Annotated in this window: 23 protein-coding genes; 19 read left to right on the forward strand and 4 right to left on the reverse strand. The window is 32.6% G+C overall.

All coding sequences use genetic code 11. The features are described from left to right. Positions 1–16: 16 nt before the first annotated feature. The 8 genes from B5E87_RS01740 to B5E87_RS01775 all read left to right on the forward strand — a co-directional run bounded on the left by B5E87_RS01740 (position 17) and on the right by B5E87_RS01775 (position 6,222). Positions 17–946: an AEC family transporter gene (locus tag B5E87_RS01740; RefSeq protein WP_087243218.1), complete on the forward strand. Its 930-nt coding sequence runs from the start codon at positions 17–19 to the stop codon at positions 944–946. Between the two features lie 60 nt (positions 947–1,006). Next, positions 1,007–1,528, forward strand: coding sequence for a hypothetical protein (locus tag B5E87_RS01745; protein ID WP_087243219.1), 522 nt, complete (start codon positions 1,007–1,009; stop codon positions 1,526–1,528). A 54-nt stretch (positions 1,529–1,582) separates the two neighbouring features. Continuing rightward, the gene (locus B5E87_RS01750) at positions 1,583–2,083 is read left to right on the forward strand and encodes an O-acetyl-ADP-ribose deacetylase (RefSeq protein ID WP_087243220.1); all 501 of its coding nucleotides are present in this window, start codon (positions 1,583–1,585) and stop codon (positions 2,081–2,083) included. A 73-nt stretch (positions 2,084–2,156) separates the two neighbouring features. After that, on the forward strand, positions 2,157–2,537 hold the full coding sequence (locus B5E87_RS01755) for a desulfoferrodoxin family protein (RefSeq protein ID WP_087243221.1): 381 nt from the start codon (positions 2,157–2,159) through the stop codon (positions 2,535–2,537). Positions 2,538–2,727: 190 nt separating this feature from the next. Beyond that, positions 2,728–3,252, forward strand: a complete 525-nt coding sequence (locus B5E87_RS01760) for a GNAT family N-acetyltransferase (protein ID WP_087243222.1) — start codon at positions 2,728–2,730, stop codon at positions 3,250–3,252. Further along, the gene (locus B5E87_RS01765) at positions 3,249–3,827 is read left to right on the forward strand and encodes a xanthine phosphoribosyltransferase (RefSeq protein WP_087243223.1); all 579 of its coding nucleotides are present in this window, start codon (positions 3,249–3,251) and stop codon (positions 3,825–3,827) included. Before B5E87_RS01760 ends, B5E87_RS01765 begins: the two co-directional genes overlap by 4 nt. A 98-nt stretch (positions 3,828–3,925) precedes the next feature. Further along, the gene (locus B5E87_RS01770; protein WP_087243224.1) at positions 3,926–5,257 is read left to right on the forward strand and encodes an aspartate kinase; all 1,332 of its coding nucleotides are present in this window, start codon (positions 3,926–3,928) and stop codon (positions 5,255–5,257) included. Beyond that, complete coding sequence (locus B5E87_RS01775) at positions 5,254–6,222, forward strand: D-2-hydroxyacid dehydrogenase (RefSeq protein WP_087243225.1); 969 nt, start codon at positions 5,254–5,256, stop codon at positions 6,220–6,222. Before B5E87_RS01770 ends, B5E87_RS01775 begins: the two co-directional genes overlap by 4 nt. A gap of 94 nt (positions 6,223–6,316) precedes the next feature. Here B5E87_RS01775 and B5E87_RS15515 read toward each other — a convergent pair whose 3' ends face one another. After that, on the reverse strand, positions 6,317–6,451 hold the full coding sequence (locus B5E87_RS15515) for a hypothetical protein (RefSeq protein WP_275112285.1): 135 nt from the start codon (positions 6,449–6,451) through the stop codon (positions 6,317–6,319). Positions 6,452–6,548: 97 nt separating this feature from the next. Next, the gene (locus B5E87_RS01780; protein ID WP_479684540.1) at positions 6,549–6,806 is read right to left on the reverse strand and encodes a transposase; all 258 of its coding nucleotides are present in this window, start codon (positions 6,804–6,806) and stop codon (positions 6,549–6,551) included. A 32-nt stretch (positions 6,807–6,838) separates the two neighbouring features. Here B5E87_RS01780 and B5E87_RS14875 point away from each other — a divergent pair, with 32 nt between their 5' ends. From B5E87_RS14875 to B5E87_RS01815, 8 genes are all read left to right on the forward strand, one after another. Further along, entirely contained in the window at positions 6,839–7,066 is a 228-nt protein-coding gene (locus B5E87_RS14875; protein ID WP_158095523.1) for a hypothetical protein, read from the forward strand. Between the two features lie 283 nt (positions 7,067–7,349). Next, positions 7,350–8,330, forward strand: a complete 981-nt coding sequence (locus B5E87_RS01785) for an iron-siderophore ABC transporter substrate-binding protein (protein WP_206393161.1) — start codon at positions 7,350–7,352, stop codon at positions 8,328–8,330. After that, the gene (locus tag B5E87_RS01790) at positions 8,327–9,322 is read left to right on the forward strand and encodes a FecCD family ABC transporter permease (RefSeq protein ID WP_087243228.1); all 996 of its coding nucleotides are present in this window, start codon (positions 8,327–8,329) and stop codon (positions 9,320–9,322) included. The genes B5E87_RS01785 and B5E87_RS01790 overlap by 4 nt, the downstream gene beginning before the upstream one ends. After that, on the forward strand, positions 9,319–10,347 hold the full coding sequence (locus B5E87_RS01795; RefSeq protein WP_087243229.1) for a FecCD family ABC transporter permease: 1,029 nt from the start codon (positions 9,319–9,321) through the stop codon (positions 10,345–10,347). Before B5E87_RS01790 ends, B5E87_RS01795 begins: the two co-directional genes overlap by 4 nt. A gap of 1 nt (position 10,348) precedes the next feature. After that, positions 10,349–11,143 (forward strand): ABC transporter ATP-binding protein, encoded by a 795-nt coding sequence (locus tag B5E87_RS01800; RefSeq protein ID WP_087243230.1) that lies wholly within the window; start codon positions 10,349–10,351, stop codon positions 11,141–11,143. A 183-nt stretch (positions 11,144–11,326) separates the two neighbouring features. Beyond that, a complete protein-coding gene (locus B5E87_RS01805) occupies positions 11,327–13,810 on the forward strand; it encodes a heavy metal translocating P-type ATPase (protein WP_087243231.1) in 2,484 nt (827 codons plus the stop codon). Further along, a complete protein-coding gene (locus tag B5E87_RS01810; protein ID WP_087243232.1) occupies positions 13,810–14,073 on the forward strand; it encodes a metal-sensing transcriptional repressor in 264 nt (87 codons plus the stop codon). The genes B5E87_RS01805 and B5E87_RS01810 overlap by 1 nt, the downstream gene beginning before the upstream one ends. Positions 14,074–14,145: 72 nt before the next feature. Next, positions 14,146–15,573 carry an alpha-amylase gene (locus B5E87_RS01815; RefSeq protein WP_087243233.1) on the forward strand — a complete coding sequence of 476 codons (1,428 nt, stop codon included), beginning with the start codon at positions 14,146–14,148 and terminating at the stop codon, positions 15,571–15,573. A 16-nt stretch (positions 15,574–15,589) separates the two neighbouring features. Here the strand turns inward: B5E87_RS01815 and B5E87_RS01820 are convergent, their stop codons facing one another. Both B5E87_RS01820 and B5E87_RS01825 read right to left on the reverse strand, forming a co-directional pair. After that, the gene (locus B5E87_RS01820; protein WP_087243234.1) at positions 15,590–15,829 is read right to left on the reverse strand and encodes a hypothetical protein; all 240 of its coding nucleotides are present in this window, start codon (positions 15,827–15,829) and stop codon (positions 15,590–15,592) included. Positions 15,830–15,944: 115 nt separating this feature from the next. Beyond that, positions 15,945–16,226, reverse strand: coding sequence for a hypothetical protein (locus tag B5E87_RS01825; RefSeq protein WP_087243235.1), 282 nt, complete (start codon positions 16,224–16,226; stop codon positions 15,945–15,947). A 710-nt stretch (positions 16,227–16,936) separates the two neighbouring features. On the opposite strand from B5E87_RS01825, the gene B5E87_RS15660 reads away from it, so the two are divergent. The 3 genes from B5E87_RS15660 to mnmM are packed head-to-tail and all read left to right on the forward strand — an operon-like array spanning position 16,937 to position 19,855. Continuing rightward, the gene (locus B5E87_RS15660; protein ID WP_479684541.1) at positions 16,937–17,659 is read left to right on the forward strand and encodes a M15 family metallopeptidase; all 723 of its coding nucleotides are present in this window, start codon (positions 16,937–16,939) and stop codon (positions 17,657–17,659) included. Between the two features lie 38 nt (positions 17,660–17,697). Continuing rightward, positions 17,698–19,326: a B12-binding domain-containing radical SAM protein gene (locus B5E87_RS01835; RefSeq protein WP_087243237.1), complete on the forward strand. Its 1,629-nt coding sequence runs from the start codon at positions 17,698–17,700 to the stop codon at positions 19,324–19,326. A gap of 7 nt (positions 19,327–19,333) precedes the next feature. Further along, a complete protein-coding gene (mnmM, locus tag B5E87_RS01840; protein ID WP_087243238.1) occupies positions 19,334–19,855 on the forward strand; it encodes a tRNA 5-(aminomethyl)-2-thiouridylate-methyltransferase MnmM in 522 nt (173 codons plus the stop codon). Positions 19,856–20,028: the final 173 nt, after the last annotated feature.

Here is a 20,028-nt window from a genome sequence, read left to right on the forward strand (position 1 = left end):
GTGGGAGAGGAAATTTATGGAATTAAGTCTTTTATTAGCTCAAAATATTTTTGGATTATTTCTTATTATTTTTGTAGGATATTTAACTGTAAAGTGTCGTGTACTGCCACCTGATGATAGTAAAGTGATTTCTAAAATTGTTTTATATATTGTTTGTCCTTGTACAATTTTAAATTCTTTTCAGATTGATTTTACAAATGAAAAGCTAATGGGATTGATTTTATCTTTTATTGGGGCCATTGTCGTTCATTTGATTTTCATTCCATTAACAAAATTATTAGGGCAGATTTTTCATTTTATGCCTGTAGAAAAAGCAACGCTTATTTATTCTAATGCTGGTAATCTGATTATACCTTTGGTAGCTTCTATTTTAGGGGAAGAATGGGTTTTATATACAAGTGGATATATGGTTGTTCAAACTATTTTAATATGGACACATGGAAAAAATCTGGTTTGTAATGAAAAGCAGTATGATTTCAAAAAGATTATCTTGAATGTAAATGTTATAGCGATTATGTTAGGAATGATTATGTTTATAGCACGCTGGCATTTTCCAGCACTGATTCACGATACAGTCAGTAGTGTTGGTTCTATGGTGGGGCCATTAAGTATGCTGGTGATTGGAATGTTATTAGGGAATATTGATATTTTATCTGTTTTTAAAGAAAAAAGAGTTTATGGTATTTGTTTTTTGAGATTGATTGTTTATCCTTTGGCTGTGATTTTGGCGTTTCGTTTGCTGGGATTACAAAATTTTCATCAGGATGCTTATCAGATATTATTGATTAGTCTTTTGGCTGCAAGTGCTCCTGCTGCTGCAACAATTACCCAATTTGCCCAGTTATATGATAAACATCCAGGCTATACGAGTATCATGAATGTTATGTCTGTCATTTTTTGTATTATCACAATGCCGATCATTGTTTTTATTTATCAAATTTTATAAAAGTTAATATCTAAGACATAATTATGAAGGATAATGGTGTATTGTTGGAGGAAGGGTTATATGAAAAGAATTCAAATTAGTCATAATATTGTTGATGAAGATTTATTAAAAGAAGTGAAAAAATACATGATTGCTCCATGGCAAAAATATTTATTGTCATTAACAGGTGTGATTTCATTAATTTTAGGTATTATAAATGTCGTTAATCAAAATATGTTACAAGGTGTTGTTTTATTGGTTTTAGGTGCTGTGTGTATTGGGGAAAGTTTCTTTTTGATTCATAGTCATTACAAAGAAATGTTAAAATTGATGAAAGAAGAAATTGATGAACAGAAGATTACATATACAATGAGTTTTGGAGGAGAATATGTCGTTGTACATAATTGTCAGACATCTATTGATAATAAGATTCCTTACTCTCATCTCAAAACTTTATCACAGACAGAACATGCATATGTTTTATTAGCAAAGAAAAATGAAATCATTATTATTCGAAAAGATTGTTTAAAAGTGAGTGTTCATGAATTTATAGATTTCTTGAAACAAAAAGATACAAAAATAAAAAAATGGATCAAAGCATAAAAGTCGTTTCTATCAAATGACTTTTTTGTTATAATAAAAAAGAAGGTGAAAGAAATGAAAATTCAAATTATTCATGGTGATATCACTCAAATATCATGTGATGCCATAGTCAATGCTGCCAATAATAGTTTATTAGGTGGTGGAGGGGTGGATGGTGCAATTCATCGCAAAGCTGGACCTGAATTATTGGCTGAGTGTCGTTTGTTGCATGGATGTGCGACTGGGGATGCAAAAGTCACAAAGGCTTATCATTTACCAGCACGTTATGTGATTCATACAGTTGGTCCGGTTTATCGTGATGGACAACATGATGAAGCCAAACAATTACAGTCTTGTTATATACGCTGTCTGGAAAAAGCTGAAGAATATCAATGTCAACATATTGCTTTTCCTTCAATTAGTACAGGGGCTTATCGTTATCCTGTATCACAGGCAGCTACAATTGCGATAGAAACGCTTAAAAACTATCCATGTCAATATGTCAAAAGAATAGATATTGTTTGTTTTGATAATTATACATATCGTACATATTGTCAGTTATTAAAAAAAGAATAATAAAAGTGCATATGATTAGCTATAATAAATAAGACATGGTACAATGGTCTTGTCATGAAAGGAGAAAGAGATTATGAAATTATATGTATGTCCAATTTGTGGAAATGTAGTAGAAAAAATTGTTGATAAAGGAGTACCAGTTGTTTGTTGTGGAAAACCAATGGTAGAATTAACAGCGAATACAACAGATGGTGCATTAGAAAAACACGTTCCTGTATTATCTATAGATGGAGATAAACTTCATGTGAAAGTTGGTGAAGTTTCACATCCAATGACTGATGAACATTTAATTACAACAATCATTGCTGTATTCAACAGTCAAGTTTTACGTGTAGATTTAACATCTGCTGATCAACCTGAAGCGGTATTTGCAATTGGTGATTATAAAGGAACAATTGAAGTATACGAATACTGTAACTTACATGGGTTATGGAAAGCAACAATTGAAGCATAAATCATAAACAAGGAAACTTATCATAAGATCAATGTCATTAAGTTAAGATGACAATATTTAACCAGGAATTGTATGGAAATATATTTTTCCTGGTTTTTAATATTGGTCAAGATATTTTTATTACAACTTGAACAAGCAGACTTGGTATCCTGATTGGATTATGCTAGAATGGATATAAGGTGGTGAAACAATGGAGAAAATATCTATATCACAGTTTGATGATGTTTATCGTTTATTTCAGCAATCTTTTGTATTGGAAGAGTTAAGACCCTATGAACAGATGAAAAAGTTATTTCAACAAAATCTATTTAGCATTTATGCAAAATATGATCATAATGAGTTACAAGGAGCAATGATTGTATGGGAATTGGAAAATTGTGTTTATTTAGAAAACTTTGCAATTGAAACAAAGATGCGTGGTCAAGGATTAGGAACATACTTTATACAACAATTTTGTTATTTATATAAAGATAAATTCTTATTTTTAGAAGTAGAAGTTCCTCATGATGAAATATCTCGAAAACGTATCCAGTTTTATGAAAGAATGGGATTTGTTTTAAATCCTTATCAGTATATACAACCTACATTTAGAGAAAATGATTATTCAGTTCAATTGACATTCATGACATATCCAAAGGTTATGGATGATCAACAATATCAAATGATAAAAAAAGAAATATTTAAAGTTGTTTATCAACAAAAGGGAGAATTATGAAAGCGTTAGAAGAAAAAATTATTAGAGAAGGTATTGTAAAAAAAGGAAATATTTTAAAAGTCGATAGTTTTTTAAATCATCAGATTGATGTTGCATTTTTAGATGAAATGGGAAAAGAGTTTCAAACACTTTTTCAAAAACATCCCATTAATAAAATTTTAACGATTGAAGCCAGTGGTATTGGTGTAGCTGTTATGACTGCAAGACATTTTCAAAATGTACCTGTTGTCTTTGCAAAAAAATCAAAATCATCAAATATCTCTGATGAATTATATCATACAACAGTAGAATCATTTACACATCAAAATACAAATGATGTTGTGATTTCAAAACAATATTTAAATGAAAATGATCATGTCTTAATCATTGATGACTTTCTAGCTAATGGGTGTGCAGTTTTAGGATTAATTGATTTGATTCATCAAGCTGGGGCAACTGTAGAAGGTATTGGTATTGTCATTGAAAAAGGTTATCAAAGTGGTGGAAAGACAATTAGAAAATTAGGTTATCATTTAGAATCATTAGCAATCATTGATCAGATGGATGATGAAAAAGGAGAAATTGTCTTTAGATAAGAGGAAATATCTTGAAAAAACCAAGATATTTTTTCTTTTCCAGGTTGAATAAAGAGGAAGAATCATGTATCCTAATAGTATTAATGGAGGCGATAATCATGAGTAAAATTGTGAAATTTGGTGGTTCATCGTTAGCTGATGCAACACAATTTCAAAAAGTCTATGATATTATAAAAAGTGATAAAGACAGACGATTTGTTGTGCCAAGTGCACCTGGAAAAAGGTTCAAAGATGATACCAAGGTGACAGATCTTTTATATAAAATCTTTTATGCTAAGACAAAAAATGAGTTTCATTTGTATTTTGATCAGCTTAAAGAACGTTTTTTAGATATTATTGAAGGATTGCATATTGATATATCTCTTGAAGAAGATTTTCTAGCTATTCAAAAAGCTTTAGAAGATGGAACGAGTGAAGATTATATTGTGAGTCGTGGAGAATATTTAAATGGAAAGATTTTGGCTGCTTATTTAGGGTTTGAATTTATTGATGCCAAAGATGTTATCTTTATTGATGAAGATGGACGTTATGATGCGAAAAAAACAGATCCTATTTTATCTCAAAAACTAGAATCAGTTTCTTATGCAGTGATACCTGGATTTTATGGATCGCTTAATGATGATAGTGGTCAGATTAAAGCTTTTTCTAGAGGGGGTTCAGATGTAACAGGATCTATAGTGGCTAAAAATGGGAAAGTTGATTTATATGAAAACTGGACTGATGTGTCAGGTTTTTTGATTGCTGATCCACGTATTGTGAAAAATCCTGATGTTATTGAAACAATTACTTATAAAGAATTAAGAGAATTGTCTTATATGGGAGCTTCAGTCTTACATGAAAATTCTGTTTTCCCTGTCCGTAAGGAAGGAATTCCTATTCATATAAAAAATACCAATAGACCTCAAGATCCAGGAACTTTGATTGTAGAAAGTACCTGCCATAAGCCAGCACATGTGATTACGGGTATTGCGGGAAAACAAGGCTTTGCGACAGTCATGATTGAAAAAGATATGATGAATTCTGAAATTGGATTTGGGCGTAAAGTTTTACAAGTTTTTGAAGATTATCATATCTCATTTGAACATATGCCTTCGGGTATTGATACAATGACAGTGATTGTCAATACTGAAGAATTTATTGATAAAGAACAAGATATTTTAGCGGGATTACATCGCAGTGTGCACCCTGATTCTATTATTTTAGAGTCGGATTTATCATTGATTGCGGTAGTAGGTAGAGGAATGAAAGCCAGTCGAGGAACAGCGGCTCGTGTTTTTAAGGCTTTGGCTAAAGAAAATATCAATATCAAAATGATTGATCAGGGATCTAGTGAATTAAATATTATTATTGGCGTACGTAACTGTTATTTTAAGCCAGCTATTAAAGCTATTTATAAAGAATTCATTGATAATGAAAGGGATGGATTATGAATATTTTAATGTTGGCTCCTTTACAAAAAGATAATTTTGAAAAGATAGAACAACATTTTTCTCAAGATCATTTTATTTATGCAACTAGGCATACTGTGACACAAAAGATGATTGACCAGTGTGATGTGATTGTTGGCAATCCACCGTTGCAATATGATTTGAATCGTGAGCATTTACAGGCGATTTTATTAAATAGTGCGGGAAGTGATGAATATGTCAAACCAGGTATTTTGTCTTCTCATACTCTTTTAGCTAATGCTTCTGGAACTTATGGCGTAGCTATTGCTGAACATACTATTGGTATGATCTTAGCTTTGAATAAAAATTTTAAAACATATATTCAGCATATGCAAAATGGAATCTGGCAGGCAGATACTATTGGAAAAGAGCTTTATCGTCAGACTGTTGTGATTGTTGGTTTAGGAGATTTAGGATATACAATCGCAAAAAGCTTAAAAGCTTTTGACTGTTATAACATTGGTGTAAGACGTCGACTATCTCACTGTCCATCATGTCTTGATGAAATTTATACAACGGACCAATTGGAAGATGTTCTTCCACGTGGAGATTTTGTTATTTTGGCGTTGCCTCAATCTTCGCAGACTTATCATTTATTTGATCAGCAAAAACTGATGTTAATGAAGAGGGATGCTGTATTGATTAATGTTGGAAGAGGAAGTGCTATTGCTACTGATGATCTTGTCAATGTATTGAATCAGGGGCATCTTTATGGGGTTGGGTTAGATGTTGTTGAAGAAGAACCATTGCCAGCTGATCATCCGCTTTGGCAAATGGATAATGTTTTGATAACGCCACATGCTTCAGGTGGTTATGTATGGGAAAGTGCCAGAACTTATTTTACTGATTTAGTTATAAGAAATTTAGAGCATCTTAAAGCACATGAAGAGTTAGAAAATTTAGTTGATTTTCAAACAGGTTATCGTTATCATACACTCAATCTTTAAAATTATAATTACTGATTTTGGTAATCTAAAATAACACGGGGTTGTGAGGTTTTGGATTATAAGAAATTGTGGGAAGGCTGTTCTTCCCACAATTTTAAAACTGTATAGGAGAATCATGATCTGATGATGGGTCATGGTTCTTTTTTTCTGCTTTTTCTATCAGTTTATCTAACTTCAGATTGATTTCCTGAGTCAAGTCATCCAGTTCATCTGCATATTCGTATATCATATTGAGTCTGTATAGTATGTCTTCCAGCAGACGTTGTCTGCTGATAATGCTTACATCATGATTGTCCACAATCAGTGTATAAATTTTTTTCTTGTCATCATTCTGTAAAATCCCCCTTGTTTTTGATTGGATACAGGTGATATGTTGAGTCTTTATTGAGACTGTACATGATTCTTGTCTTGAAACGATGCCAGTTGAGGTATCCGTTTGAACTGTGTTTCAGCAGCTTGATGGATTTGTTTCTGTTTTCAATCAGGCCGTTTGATATGCGTCTTCCATTTGCCGGCACAAATGAATTCACAATCTCATATTTCCATTTGACCAGTGTATTCCCAAAATCCATCATTTCCTTGATCTGGGAATCAACATGTCATCAATAGCTTGCTGATGATGCATATAGGACATTTGACTTTATTGACAGAAAGTATCAATAAGAAATTATTAGTCATAAAGATAGTGGAAAGAAGCAGGAGCTTAAAAAGTAAAAACTACTTTTGGCTATATCAGATCAAAGATGGAATCGGCGAGATATTGAAATTTGGTCATGGAGGAATTGAAGACTATCTGCAAATACGAAGACATCAGCCTTATAAGCAATTAAAATTGAATGTATAAAAATAGAGTCATAATATATACAAGGCAACTGATAGGTTGCCAGGTCGGTTATACCCTTTTTTTCTTTATTGAAAAAATCATTCAATATCAAGACAATTTGAAACAGAAATTACCAAATCGGATACTTCTGCTTTGCAAAATCCCGAAACTCAAAATTAATATAGTATTGACATAAATGTTATGTTCTGATATAGTTATTTCATAAGTTAGTTAAAGCTAACTATGTAAGGAGGTTTATATGAAAAAAATTTTTTTTGCTGTAGTAGTTACAGGTTTCTTATTGATGACAACAGCTTGTTCATCATCGTCAACTAATGAATATGAAAATAAAAATACAAATACATCTACACAATTTCCAATTACAATAAAACATGCTTTTGGAGAAACAACGATTACAGAAAAGCCAGAGCGCATAGCAACCATAGCTTGGGGAAATCAGGATGTCCCATTGGCATTGGGAGTTGCTCCAGTTGGTGTTTCAAAAGGAAATTTCGGTGAATTAACGAAAGATGGGTTATCACCATGGACACAGGAGGCATTTAAAAAATTAGGAGTAACAGAGCCAGTAGTCTATGATGATACAGATGGGTTAGATTATGAAGCTATTGCGGATAGTAATCCGGATATCATTCTAGCTGCTTATTCAGGATTAACACAAGAAGAGTATGATACCTTAAGTAAAATTGCTCCTGTAGTTGCATATCCACGTGTAGCATGGCAGACATATTGGAGAGAGCAAGTTACGATTAATGCAGAAGCTATGGGGATGAAAGACGAAGGAGAAGCATTGGTTAAAGAAACTGAACAATTAATTGCGAATAAATTGAAAGAATATCCTCAGATAGAAGGCAAAAGCGGAGCTTTCCTTTGGGTTAATCCAGCAGATACTAGCTCATTCTATGTATATTTAACTAGTGATCCTAGAGCTTCCTATCTTACAGACTTAGGTTTATCATTCCCTGAAAATATTAAGGAAATGGGAAAAGATGAAACGACTTTCTCTTTGACGGTTTCCGCAGAAAATGCAGATATTTTAAATAATGTAGATATTTTAGTTACTTATGGTGATGATACAACCCTAAAAGCTTTACAGAAAGATGCTATCTTTGGAAAGATTCCAGCTATTAAACGTGGTTCAGTAGTAGTTATTGATAGTAATAGTGCATTAGCAGGTTCTGCGACTCCTACAGTTTTAGGTATTTCTGCAACAATTGATGAGTATTTATCATTAATTGGACAGGCTGCAGATAAGGTAAACGAATGAGAAAAAAGAATGTTTATTTCTTGTTTGTGATTCTTTCTCTATGTCTAATTGTTGTTTCTGCATTGTCTATTTTATATGGTTCTAAATCAGTAGATATGGAGACATTATTTGATGCATTATTTACCAACAAAGAAAGCTTTTCTATTAGTGTTGTTCAGGCAAGAATACCACGAACTTTGTTTGGTATTTTAGCTGGAGCTTCTTTAGGAGTATCTGGTTGTCTGATGCAATCAATTACCCGAAATCCAATTGCAGATCCTAGTATTTTAGGAATAAATACAGGAGCCTCTCTCTTTGTGGTTGTGGGAATTGCGTTCTTTTCAATCTCTTCACCAAGTCAGTATATCTGGCTTGGTTTCACAGGGGCTATATTAACTGCAATACTTGTTTATGGTATTGCTTCTGTAGGACAAAGTGGAGCTACTCCAATTAAGTTAGCACTAGCAGGAGCTGCAACATCGATGGCACTTATGTCATTAGTGAATACAATCATGTTACCAAATTCACAGGTAATGGATAGTTTTCGTTTTTGGCAAACAGGAAGTATTGGCGGAGCTAAGTGGAATATGATTTTAGTACTGCTTCCGTATTTCATTTTAGGATTACTTCTATCATTTTATTTATCATCTTCATTAAATACTTTAGCGTTAGGCGATGAATTAGCCACAAGCTTAGGAATAAATAGTAAGAAAGTAAGAGCAATGGCAGCATTTGCAGGAGTACTATTATGTGGTGCTACAACAGCATTAGCTGGTCCAATTGCTTTTGTTGGATTAATGGTTCCCCATATTATGCGATTATTAATAGGATCGAATATGCATTATCTCCTTCCATTATCTGCATTGGGAGGAAGCATACTGTTACTAGGTGCAGATATTATTGGAAGAGTAATCGCAAGTCCAGCAGAATTAGAAGTTGGAATTATAACCGCAATTCTTGGAGCGCCAGTCTTTATTTATATTGTTAGAAAGGTGAAAATACGTAGTTTATGAAAAAACAGACAAGAGAAATTATAGAACGTGTTTATCATCACCAGAGAAAAAGAATTATAACCATTACTATCATATTATGCATTATATTATGTATACTTATGGCACTATCCATGATGCTTGGTAATACTTTTTACTCTCTAAATACTGTTATTCAGTCCTTATTGTATGAAAATATACCAGGAGCATCATTTACTGTTAATACATTACGTTTTCCAAGAATGTTAGCAGGCGTATTTTGTGGAATAGCCTTTGGTATGGCAGGAAATACCTTTCAGAAAATGTTAGGTAATCCATTAGCTAGTCCTGATATTATAGGCGTAACATCTGGAGCTAGTACAGTAGCTGTATTTTGTATTCTTATCCTTCATTGGAGTGGAAATGCTGTTTCTATTGGCGCAATCTTAGGCGGAATGCTTGTAGCATTTCTGATCTATCGTCTATCGCAGGGAATCGGATCAAATAATGGCAGAATGATTTTAATCGGTTTAGGATTTCAGGCATTCTTACAAGCAGTGATTTCTTATATTATACTTCGTGCAGCACAATATGATGTAGCAAATGCCTTACGGTGGTTAAGCGGAAGTTTAAATAATGTCACAATAGAAGAAGCGGTTCGAATTGTAATTGTAGTAATTTTCATGGGAAGTTCTCTAGTATATTTAAGTAGAAGACTGATGCTTTTACAGTTGGGAGAAGATTTTGCGACTACTTTAGGTTTAAATATTCAAAGAACAAAGTTACTGTTGATTGTTAATGCAATTATTCTCTCTGCTGTAGCAACTTCCATCAGTGGTCCAATTGCAGCTGTATCCTTTTTATCTGGTCCTATCATTACTAGAATCTGCAAAGGAAATCAGGCTAATATGTTACAAGCCGGTCTTATGGGAGCTATTCTTGTATTAGCGGGAGATTTAGTTGCCCAAAATTTATTACCAGCTCGTTATCCAGTAGGAATTATTACAGGTATTTTAGGAGCACCATATTTATTACTGATGCTATTTAGAATGAATCATAAAGGAGGCTAATATGACAGATTGTTATTGTTTATATGCAGAACATTTATCCTCAGGATATGGAAATCATACAATTGTGAAGGATGTCGATCTAGTGTTGCCAGAGCATAAAATTAGTGTAATAATTGGTTCAAATGGATGTGGGAAATCAACTTTATTGAAAACATTATGCAAATTAGTTCTTCCTTCAAATGGTGCTGTATATTTGAATAATAAAGACATACATAAATATCCTTCAAAAGCATTAGCAAAAAACTTAGGATTAATGCCACAGTCACCTATTGTACCTGAGGGAATAACTGTTGCTGATTTGGTCGCAAGAGGTCGATTTCCATATCGTCAGCCACTAAAAGGGATGAGCAAAGAAGATTATCAAATTGTTAGTGAAGCAATGGATATGATGGGTATCTCTGATTTAGCTGATCGATGTGTAGATGAATTAAGCGGTGGACAAAGACAGAGAGTATGGCTAGCTTTAGCATTAGCACAGGATACAGATATTTTGTTGTTAGATGAACCTACAACTTTTTTAGATATATCTTATCAGATCGAAATTTTAGACTTATTAACTGAATTAAATCAGAAAAAAGGTACAACCATCGCCATGGTATTACATGATATTAATCTATCTGCTCGCTACGCAGATTATATATTTGCGATATCTAATGGAAAATTACTAGCTCATGGAACACCAGAAGAAATAATTAATGAAGAAATCATACGAGAAGTTTATGGTTTAAATAGTAAAATTATTAAAGATCCTATAACACAACGGCCAATGATTATTCCTATTGGAAAATGTAAATAATTTATATTGAGGAATGGACAGTGTGTTTCATTCTTTTTATTATTTTCAATGCTTTCGTTATTTGGATATCCAAATGATGAGGGCGTTTTTATTTGAAAATATTATTTTTTATCATTTTGGTTGCTATTTTATAAAAATCATATATAATGTTAGTATACCCCACAGGGGTATGGGAGGTATCTTATGAAACAGAAATATGATGTTGTGGGTATGACATGCAGTGCATGTAGTGCTCATGTAGATAAAGCTGTCAGACATCTTGATGGCGTTCATGATGTTAATGTTAATCTTTTAAGCAATTGTATGGTTGTTGACTATGATGAAAATAAAGTCAACGATCAAATGATTGAAAAAGCTGTAGAAGATGCAGGATATAAAGCTGTATTAGAAAAAGAAACTGTTCAAGCACAGAAACAGGAAGAAACAGTTGATCATAAGAAAAAATCATTGATTCTTTCTTTTGTCTTTTTAATTCCTTTGTTTTATATTTCAATGGGACATATGCTAGGAGCACCTTTACCATCTATTCTTGTTGGTGAAGAAAATATGATGGTTTTTGCTTTAACGCAGCTCTTTTTAACTTTGCCAGTCATGTATATCAATCGTGGCTATTTTCAAAGAGGTTTTAAGTCTTTATGGCATCGCAGCCCTAATATGGACACACTTATAGCTATTGGTTCAACGGCTGCGGCAGTTTATAGTATTTATGCTATTTTTATGATGGGTTATGATTTAGGACATGGCAATCTTCATGATGCTCATCAATATATGATGCAGCTTTATTTTGAGTCAGCAGCCATGATTTTGACCCTTATTTCTTTAGGAAAATATTTAGAATCTCGTTCTAAAAAGAAAACAACGGAAGCAATTGAAAAACTGATTCACTTAATGCCGTCTTCTGCAACACTTTTGAAAGATAATCAGGAAGTAGAAGTGGCTATTGAAGATGTGCAGATTGGCGATATTATGATTGTCAAACCTGGGCAAAATATACCTTTAGATGGTGTGATTATCAAAGGACAGACATCCATTGATGAGTCTATGATTACTGGTGAAAGTTTACCCGTAGATAAATCTGTCGATGATAAAGTGATTGGTGCAACGATGAATGTAGAAGGGTATATTCAAGTTGAAGTGACTCATACAAGTCAAGAAGCGACCTTATCACAAATCATAGAATTGGTTGAAGAAGCCAGTTCATCTAAAGCCCCAATTGCAAAACTGGCAGATCAGATTAGTGGAATCTTTGTACCAGTTGTAATTGTGATTGCTTTAGTGACATTTGTTTTATGGATGACTCTTGGTGGACAGGCTTTCCATTTTGCTTTAACATGTGCGATTGCAGTATTGGTTATTTCTTGTCCATGTGCATTAGGTTTAGCAACTCCAACTGCCATTATGGTGGGAACAGGAAAAGGCGCACAATTAGGTATTCTGATCAAATCAGCAGAAAATCTAGAATTATTATCTAAGGCAAAAAGTATTGTTTTAGATAAAACGGGAACGATTACAAAAGGAAAACCGCAGGTAACTGAAATTTATCCTATTGGTATAGACACTAAAGAGTTATTAACTTTAGCTGCTTCTATTGAAAGTTCATCACAGCATCCTCTTGCCAAAGCTGTAGTTGATTATGTCAAAGAGCAGGGGATATCTTTAAAAACTGTTGAAAATTTCCAGATGTTATCTGGTAAAGGGCTAAAAGGGACTATTGATGGAGGTATGATTTTATCAGGTAATCAACGTTTGATGAAGGAACATGATATTGATTTATCACCTGTACAAGCCAAAGCGCAACTTTTAGCAAGCCAAGGAAAAACGCCATTATTCTATGCTTATAATGGACAAATGATTGGTTTAATTGTTGTCAGTGATGTGTTAAAGGAAACAAGTCAAAACGCTATTAATCAATTAAAAGATATGGGATTAACTATTTATATGTTGACAGGAGATAATCAATTAACTGCTCAAGCGATTGGTGATGAACTGGGAATCCAGGTCATTGCTGAAGTTTTACCACAGGATAAAGAAAAACATATCAGAGATTTACAAGCAAAAGGTGAACGTGTTATCATGGTAGGAGACGGAATTAATGATGCTCCAGCGCTTATGCGTGCCGATATTGGTATAGCGATGACGTCGGGAACTGATATAGCCATGGATTCAGCAGACATTGTTTTGATGAAAAATGATTTACAGGATGTTGTGAATGCAATTGAACTGAGTCATGCAGTGTTAAAAAATATTAAAGAAAATCTGTTTTGGGCATTTTTCTACAATGTGATTGGAATTCCAATTGCAGCAGGTGTGTTCTATCCAGTCTTTGGATGGCTGTTAGATCCTATGTTTGGTGGTGCGGCAATGAGTTTGAGTTCGATCTTTGTTGTCAGCAATGCCCTAAGACTGAGATTTTTTAAACCTAAACATCAAAATACAATAATCAGACAGGAGGAAAAGAAAATGGAAAAAACAATGAATATTGAAGGTATGATGTGTCCAAATTGTCAAAAGCATGTAGATAAAGCTTTAAATAGTATTGAAGGTGTAGAAGCAACAGTAGATTTAAAAAATAACTGTGCTTATTTAAAATTATCTCATGATGTTGATGAAAGTATCTTAATCAAAGCAGTTGAAGACGCTGGTTATAGTGTTAAAGGATTTGAATAATGCAAGCAGATCAAAAACATGTTATGCGTTTATTAAAAACAGCTCGAGGACAGATTGATGGCATCATGAAAATGATTGAAGATGATCGTTATTGTATTGATATATCTAATCAGATCATGGCAACTCAGGCTATTTTAAAACGTGCTAATAAAGAAATTATTGGAGCTCACATGCAGCATTGTGTTCATGATGCTATTGGCAGTCAAGATGCTGATCAAAAAATAGAAGAGATGATGGACGTTATCAATCAATTAATGAAGTAACAAAAAGTCAAGATTGTTTATTGCAGTCTTTGACTTTTTTCTTTATACTTTTTTTATAAGGAGATGAACTGAATGAAACAAGGTGTTTTAATGCAATATTTTGAGTGGTATTTACCTTCAGATCCTCATTTGTATCAAAAAGTTAAGGCTGATGCACAGCATCTTTTTGATATAGGAGTAACAGCGTTGTGGTTACCACCAGCTTTTAAAGGTATTGGTGGAACTCAGGATGTTGGTTATGGGGTATATGATTTATATGATTTGGGTGAATTTTATCAAAAAGGAACTGTCCCAACAAAATATGGAACCAAAGATGAATATTTACAAGCAATCCAGGCCCTGCAACAAGTCGGCATACAGGTTTATGGGGATATTGTATTGAATCATAAAATGGGTGCTGATGGCTATGAAGATGTGAAAGCGAGTGAAGTCAATCAACATGATACCTATGATATTGAAAGACAAAATGAATGGATTCAAGTTCCGACTCTTTTTACTTTTCCCAATCGTCATCAAAAATATAGTGATTTTACATGGGATTGGAGTTGTTTTGATGGCATAGATTATGATGCCAAAACAAAACGTCATGCTACTTTTTTGTTTCAGGATAAAACATGGGACTCACAGGTTGATAATGAAAATGGGAATTATGATTATTTAATGGGAGCAGATTTAGATTTTTCAAATCATCGTGTTGTAAGTGAACTTAAAAGATGGGGAGAATGGTACTTAGATACAACACATATAGATGGTTTTAGATTGGATGCAGTTAAACATATTAATGCATCATTTTATCAGGAGTGGCTTTATCATATGCGACAGTATACACACCAAGAATTATTTACAGTGGGAGAATATTGGCATGGTGATGTACAAAAATTACTTCAATATCTCACTGAAGTGAATTATTCATTATCATTATTTGATGTTCCTTTGCATTATCATTTATATGAAGCTTCACGTAGCTTTGGACAATATGATATGTCCCAAATTTTTAATAACACATTGGTTCAAAAAGCCTGTATGAATGCTGTCACATTTGTTGATAATCATGATACACAACCACAGCAAGGTCTGCAATCATGGGTTTTAGATTGGTTTAAACCACTGGCCTATGCCTTGATTTTGCTAAGAAAGGATGGTTATCCTTGTATCTTTTATGGTGATTATTATGGAATTGAAAAACCTTCTTTATCAGGACAAAATCAGGTTATAGATCGTCTTTTATATTTACGTCAATATTATGCCTATGGTCAACAAAATGATTATTTTTATGATCGTCATATCATAGGATGGACACGAGAAGCTTATGGATTGGCTTGTATTATGACCAATCAAAATGGTGGACAACTGTACATGTATGTAGGACAGCAATATCAAAATCAGATATTTTATGACTATTTAGAAAATGTCAATGAAACTGTCACTATTGATGACAAAGGGTATGGTCTGTTTACTGTTCAAGATGGAAGTGTCAGTGTTTATATACCCAAAAAATAAAGTGGTCATCTGACGATCACCACTGAAAACTCAAATATAAAACTGTGATTAACAATGTTAACATGATAGCTGTCTGAAAGATTGTGGATAGAATTTTATACGAAGAATGTGGAAGTCCACGGTGACAGGCTTTTTGGATTAACTGATAAGTAATCAATAAAGGAATCAGATTGACTACGCTCAATAATGACCCGATACAGGCAATCACTGACATTGTTAATGCGCCTAGATAATATTCCTTATATGCATACTCCATAAATTTCACTTCCTTATATGTTTATTATATATGATTTCAAAAGGTTCAAGATGAAATTTATGTTAAGTTTCTATAAAGATTATAAAAAAACAATCTCTATAATAAAGATTGTTTTTTATGCTGTTTTTGTTTTTTTCTTGTTAAGAATAAAGACCACAATGATGACAATAATAAGCATAATTGCCCCGCAGATACCTGCAGTAGGTAAAAGTTCAGGTTTACTGAACGCTTTTGTCCACATGGCTATTTTTCTAATGAATATTGCAATTGCATATCCGGCAGTCGCACTTCCTAGTAAGGCAAGAACAGCTTTAAACCATTTAGGAAAAACTTCTGCAAATAATACAGCTGTAATGAGGCAGATAAATGCAATAAACATACAAATCACAAAATGCATAGAGAAACCTCCTTTATATACAACAAATAAAATAACATAATTATGTTCAGATTGCAATAACATTATATCATGTCATTTTTTTAATCATGTGAAATTCGCTGAAAATGTAGAATTATAGCGATGAATATGTTAAACTATAAGACGTAGAAAAGAGGTAGATTATGAGATTTAATAGAGGTAAAAGATATACATATTATAGTTCGTATTCTCCATCAAGGCATCCAAGAATACGTTGGGATAGAATTGCTATTATCGGTGTTGTTGTTGCAATTGTGATTGGAGTTATTGTATGGTTTAATTTTAGTCGTATTCAATTGGCTTTTAAAGGTTATTCTTTTTCACAACAAAGTGAAATACTTGCGTTAGAAAATAATGAAGTTGATGAAATCTTATCATATGATAAATTGGAACATATTTCACAATGGTTGAGCCAAAGTCAAAAAGTTCAATATTATGATGAATATGAAAAATATTTATCCTTACATAAGGATATGCAAGTGAAAGAAGTTATTTCAACTGTAGATAATATTTTTGATAATTATGTTCCTAAATTAACAACGCTTAATTATTCAAATGATCAGATTTGGGAAGTTTTAAAAACCGCAGGTGTGAATGAAGTTAAACATTTGGTAGATAAACAATATACTTATGCTCAAATTGAACCATTTATGCAAGTCAAAGGATTTGTTTTTGAAGATATTGATCAATACATGGAATCATATGAAGAAAATAAAAATTATAATTATGCTGTATTGATTATAACATATCCATTTATTATTTCTGAAAATGAAGTTGATCAACCTTATACAATTCAAAATCCAGATGATGTTTTAACATTAGTGAAAAAAGGATTCTATTTACCAGCTAATTATGAACCATCTGATTTAGTGAATCCAGATCCTGATAAGGTGAAGGTGGCATCTGATTGTGACGATCCAAGATTGAGAAAAGAAGCTGCTAATGCTTTAGTAGAAATGTTTGATGCAGCTAAAAAAGAAGGTTATGATTTGGTTGTGAATAGTGCTTATCGTTCATATGCAGATCAAAAGGCAACATATGATGATTACTTCAATAAATATGATCCTGTGACTGCAGCAAGTTTAGTTGCTGAACCAGGAGGAAGTGAACATCAGACAGGATTAGGTGTTGATTTAACATGTCAGGCTGTTATTGATGATAAATTAAATGGTATTGAAAATAGTCGTTTTGGTTATAAACCTGATTATAAATGGTGTGTAGCAAATTCTTATAAATATGGTTTTATTTTAAGATATGAAGAAGATAAAGCTGGTATTACAGGTATTGCTAATGAACCATGGCATTTTAGATATGTTGGAAAAGAAGCAGCAAAAGAAATCTTTAATAATGGTTGGACATTAGAAGAATATTGCTTAAATAAAGGGGTTATCCCTGATATTAAGAAAGGTCAATAATCTAGGGTTATCCCTAGATTATTTTTTAGGAGAAAATCATGAAAACATTAATAACAACTCTCAATTCAAAATATATTCATACGTCATTATCATTGCGTTTGCTTTATGTAGCTTCTTATCATCGCTTTGATGTTGATTTTAAAGAATATACAATTAAGGATTCACTTGAACATATTGTTGATGATTTATTATCAATGCATTTAGATATGATTGCGTTTTCTTGTTATATATGGAATATTGAATATATTGATAAGCTATGCCATATGTTACGTCAAAGACAACCTGATATTATTCTTGCTTTAGGGGGACCTGAGGTCACTTATGAACCACAGTACTTTTTAGAGCATATACCAGTAGATTACATTTTAAGTGGTGAAGGGGAAGAAATATTCCCTCAATTATTAGAAACTTTAGAAAAGAAACAAGATGTATGTTTACCAGGTGTCAGTTATCGTGGGCATATCTCATCAACAGTAGCTGTTGCAGATTTAAAATATGTAGAATCTCTAGATTCGCCGTATTGTTTACCACAAGATCAAAAAGATATGGGTAAACGTATCTTATATTTTGAAACAAGTCGAGGGTGTCCATTTCAATGTCAATATTGTTTATCTTCATTAGAACAGGGACTTAGATTTTTTAGTGAAGACTATCTCAAAAGACAACTCAATTTGATTTGTCATAGTTCAGCCAAAACAATTAAATTTTTAGATCGTAGTTTTAATGCTGATGCAAATCATGCCATTATGATTTTAGATTATATTTTTAAACATTATCAAGAAGGACAGCAATTTCAATTTGAAATTAATGCTGATGTCCTTAATCAAAAAATTATTGATTTTATTAGAGAAAAAGCACCAAAGGGATTATTGAGATTTGAAATAGGCATACAATCGACTTACGAACCGACAAATCGCGCAGTCAAAAGAATTCAGAATTTTAAACGTTTAAGCGAAGTGATCACTATGTTAATGCAAGATGGACAATGTGATTTGCATTTAGATCTCATTGCTGGTTTGCCATATGAAACATATGAAAGATTTGCTCAATCATTTGATGATGTTTTTGCCTTTCGTGCAAAAGAATTACAATTGGGATTTTTAAAACTATTAAGAGGGACATCATTACGTAATGATGCTAAAGATTATGGGTATGTCTATCAAAAAGAGCCTCCTTATGAAATGCTGGAAAACAAATGGTTATCTCATGATGATATGGAAAAGATTCATATGGCTGAAGATATGTTGGAGAAATACTGGAATAGTGGGCGTTTTGTACATACGATGAATGCGGTGATGGATGATGTTTCTTCGCCATTTGCGTTCTTTTATGATCTTTCATGTTTTTATCATGAAAAACAATATAAAAAAATAGGTTATCAGTTAGATGAACTTTATCTTTACTTGGATTCCTACTTACCTGAGAAGTATCATGATTTATTGATTATGGATTATTTATTGCAGTTTAAAGTGAAACCTAAAAAATGGTATCAGTCTACTTTAACTCCACAATCAAAGAAACAGGTTTTAAGAGAACTTTCACAAAAATATCAGCTTGATTCTGAGCTCTTATTTAGATATGCAATTGTAGAAGAAATTCAAGATCATTATCTTGTTGTGATCTATAAAGATTATCAATGTCAGTGGTCGATGTATAAGAAAGGGTGATCATAGTATGTTAACGATGGTTGAATATGTTCATCAAAGAATATCAACGTATTCTTTTCAGGTGGGTGTTGATTTTACTATGGGAAATGGTCATGATACACTTTTTTTAGCTGAACAGTGTCCAAAGGTCTATGCTTTTGATATACAGCCTGAAGCATTGGAAAATACAAAAAAACGTTTAGGAGATAGACAACATGTACAACTGATTTTAGATAGTCATGAAAATATGAAACAGTATTTTTCATCATTTGATATAGGAATATTCAATCTTGGCTATTTACCACAGGCTTCTCATCATATTACAACAACATTGCCGTCTACTCAAAAGGCTGTCTGTCAAGCTATTGAAATGATGAAAAAAGCACTTTTTATTGTTGTTTATCCTGGCCATGAAGAAGGATATCAGGAAAGTTTATGGATTCATGAATATGTATCACAGTTAGATTCTCATCAGTTTCATGTTTCGTGCTTTCAAATGTTGAATAAAAAGAAAGCACCCTATGTTATTGAAATAGAAAAGAAGCAGTAAATTCTGCTCAATGTCGTCAATTTAATGACATTAAAATAGAGAGAATATTTGATCAAATTCAAAATTCTCCCTTTTTTTCTTTCTGTGCTAAAAAAGCACAAAAAGATACTGATCATTTTTAATGATTTTTTTAAGTTTTTAAGTTATAATTTTTTTAGAAAATGATGTCTATA

Origin of the sequence: Massilimicrobiota sp. An142 (assembly GCF_002160725.1) — a bacterium.
Classification (GTDB): domain Bacteria; phylum Bacillota_I; class Bacilli_A; order Erysipelotrichales; family Coprobacillaceae; genus Allocoprobacillus; species Allocoprobacillus merdigallinarum.

What these genes read in the sequence shown, in the direction of transcription:
- B5E87_RS01770 (WP_087243224.1), top strand. Translation starts at nt 3,926, where the DNA reads ATGAGTAAAATTGTGAAATTTGGTGGTTCATCGTTAGCTGATGCAACA.
- B5E87_RS01835 (WP_087243237.1), top strand. Translation starts at nt 17,698, where the DNA reads ATGAAAACATTAATAACAACTCTCAATTCAAAATATATTCATACGTCA.
- B5E87_RS01790 (WP_087243228.1), top strand. Translation starts at nt 8,327, where the DNA reads ATGAGAAAAAAGAATGTTTATTTCTTGTTTGTGATTCTTTCTCTATGT.
- B5E87_RS01820 (WP_087243234.1), bottom strand. Translation starts at nt 15,829, where the DNA reads ATGGAGTATGCATATAAGGAATATTATCTAGGCGCATTAACAATGTCA.
- B5E87_RS14875 (WP_158095523.1), top strand. Translation starts at nt 6,839, where the DNA reads ATGATGCATATAGGACATTTGACTTTATTGACAGAAAGTATCAATAAG.
- B5E87_RS01815 (WP_087243233.1), top strand. Translation starts at nt 14,146, where the DNA reads ATGAAACAAGGTGTTTTAATGCAATATTTTGAGTGGTATTTACCTTCA.
- B5E87_RS01750 (WP_087243220.1), top strand. Translation starts at nt 1,583, where the DNA reads ATGAAAATTCAAATTATTCATGGTGATATCACTCAAATATCATGTGAT.
- mnmM (WP_087243238.1), top strand. Translation starts at nt 19,334, where the DNA reads ATGTTAACGATGGTTGAATATGTTCATCAAAGAATATCAACGTATTCT.
- B5E87_RS01740 (WP_087243218.1), top strand. Translation starts at nt 17, where the DNA reads ATGGAATTAAGTCTTTTATTAGCTCAAAATATTTTTGGATTATTTCTT.
- B5E87_RS01795 (WP_087243229.1), top strand. Translation starts at nt 9,319, where the DNA reads ATGAAAAAACAGACAAGAGAAATTATAGAACGTGTTTATCATCACCAG.
- B5E87_RS01805 (WP_087243231.1), top strand. Translation starts at nt 11,327, where the DNA reads ATGAAACAGAAATATGATGTTGTGGGTATGACATGCAGTGCATGTAGT.
- B5E87_RS01765 (WP_087243223.1), top strand. Translation starts at nt 3,249, where the DNA reads ATGAAAGCGTTAGAAGAAAAAATTATTAGAGAAGGTATTGTAAAAAAA.
- B5E87_RS01785 (WP_206393161.1), top strand. Translation starts at nt 7,350, where the DNA reads ATGACAACAGCTTGTTCATCATCGTCAACTAATGAATATGAAAATAAA.
- B5E87_RS15515 (WP_275112285.1), bottom strand. Translation starts at nt 6,451, where the DNA reads ATGATATACGAATATGCAGATGAACTGGATGACTTGACTCAGGAAATC.
- B5E87_RS01755 (WP_087243221.1), top strand. Translation starts at nt 2,157, where the DNA reads ATGAAATTATATGTATGTCCAATTTGTGGAAATGTAGTAGAAAAAATT.
- B5E87_RS01760 (WP_087243222.1), top strand. Translation starts at nt 2,728, where the DNA reads ATGGAGAAAATATCTATATCACAGTTTGATGATGTTTATCGTTTATTT.
- B5E87_RS01745 (WP_087243219.1), top strand. Translation starts at nt 1,007, where the DNA reads ATGAAAAGAATTCAAATTAGTCATAATATTGTTGATGAAGATTTATTA.
- B5E87_RS01800 (WP_087243230.1), top strand. Translation starts at nt 10,349, where the DNA reads ATGACAGATTGTTATTGTTTATATGCAGAACATTTATCCTCAGGATAT.
- B5E87_RS01810 (WP_087243232.1), top strand. Translation starts at nt 13,810, where the DNA reads ATGCAAGCAGATCAAAAACATGTTATGCGTTTATTAAAAACAGCTCGA.
- B5E87_RS01775 (WP_087243225.1), top strand. Translation starts at nt 5,254, where the DNA reads ATGAATATTTTAATGTTGGCTCCTTTACAAAAAGATAATTTTGAAAAG.
- B5E87_RS15660 (WP_479684541.1), top strand. Translation starts at nt 16,937, where the DNA reads ATGGAATCATATGAAGAAAATAAAAATTATAATTATGCTGTATTGATT.
- B5E87_RS01825 (WP_087243235.1), bottom strand. Translation starts at nt 16,226, where the DNA reads ATGCATTTTGTGATTTGTATGTTTATTGCATTTATCTGCCTCATTACA.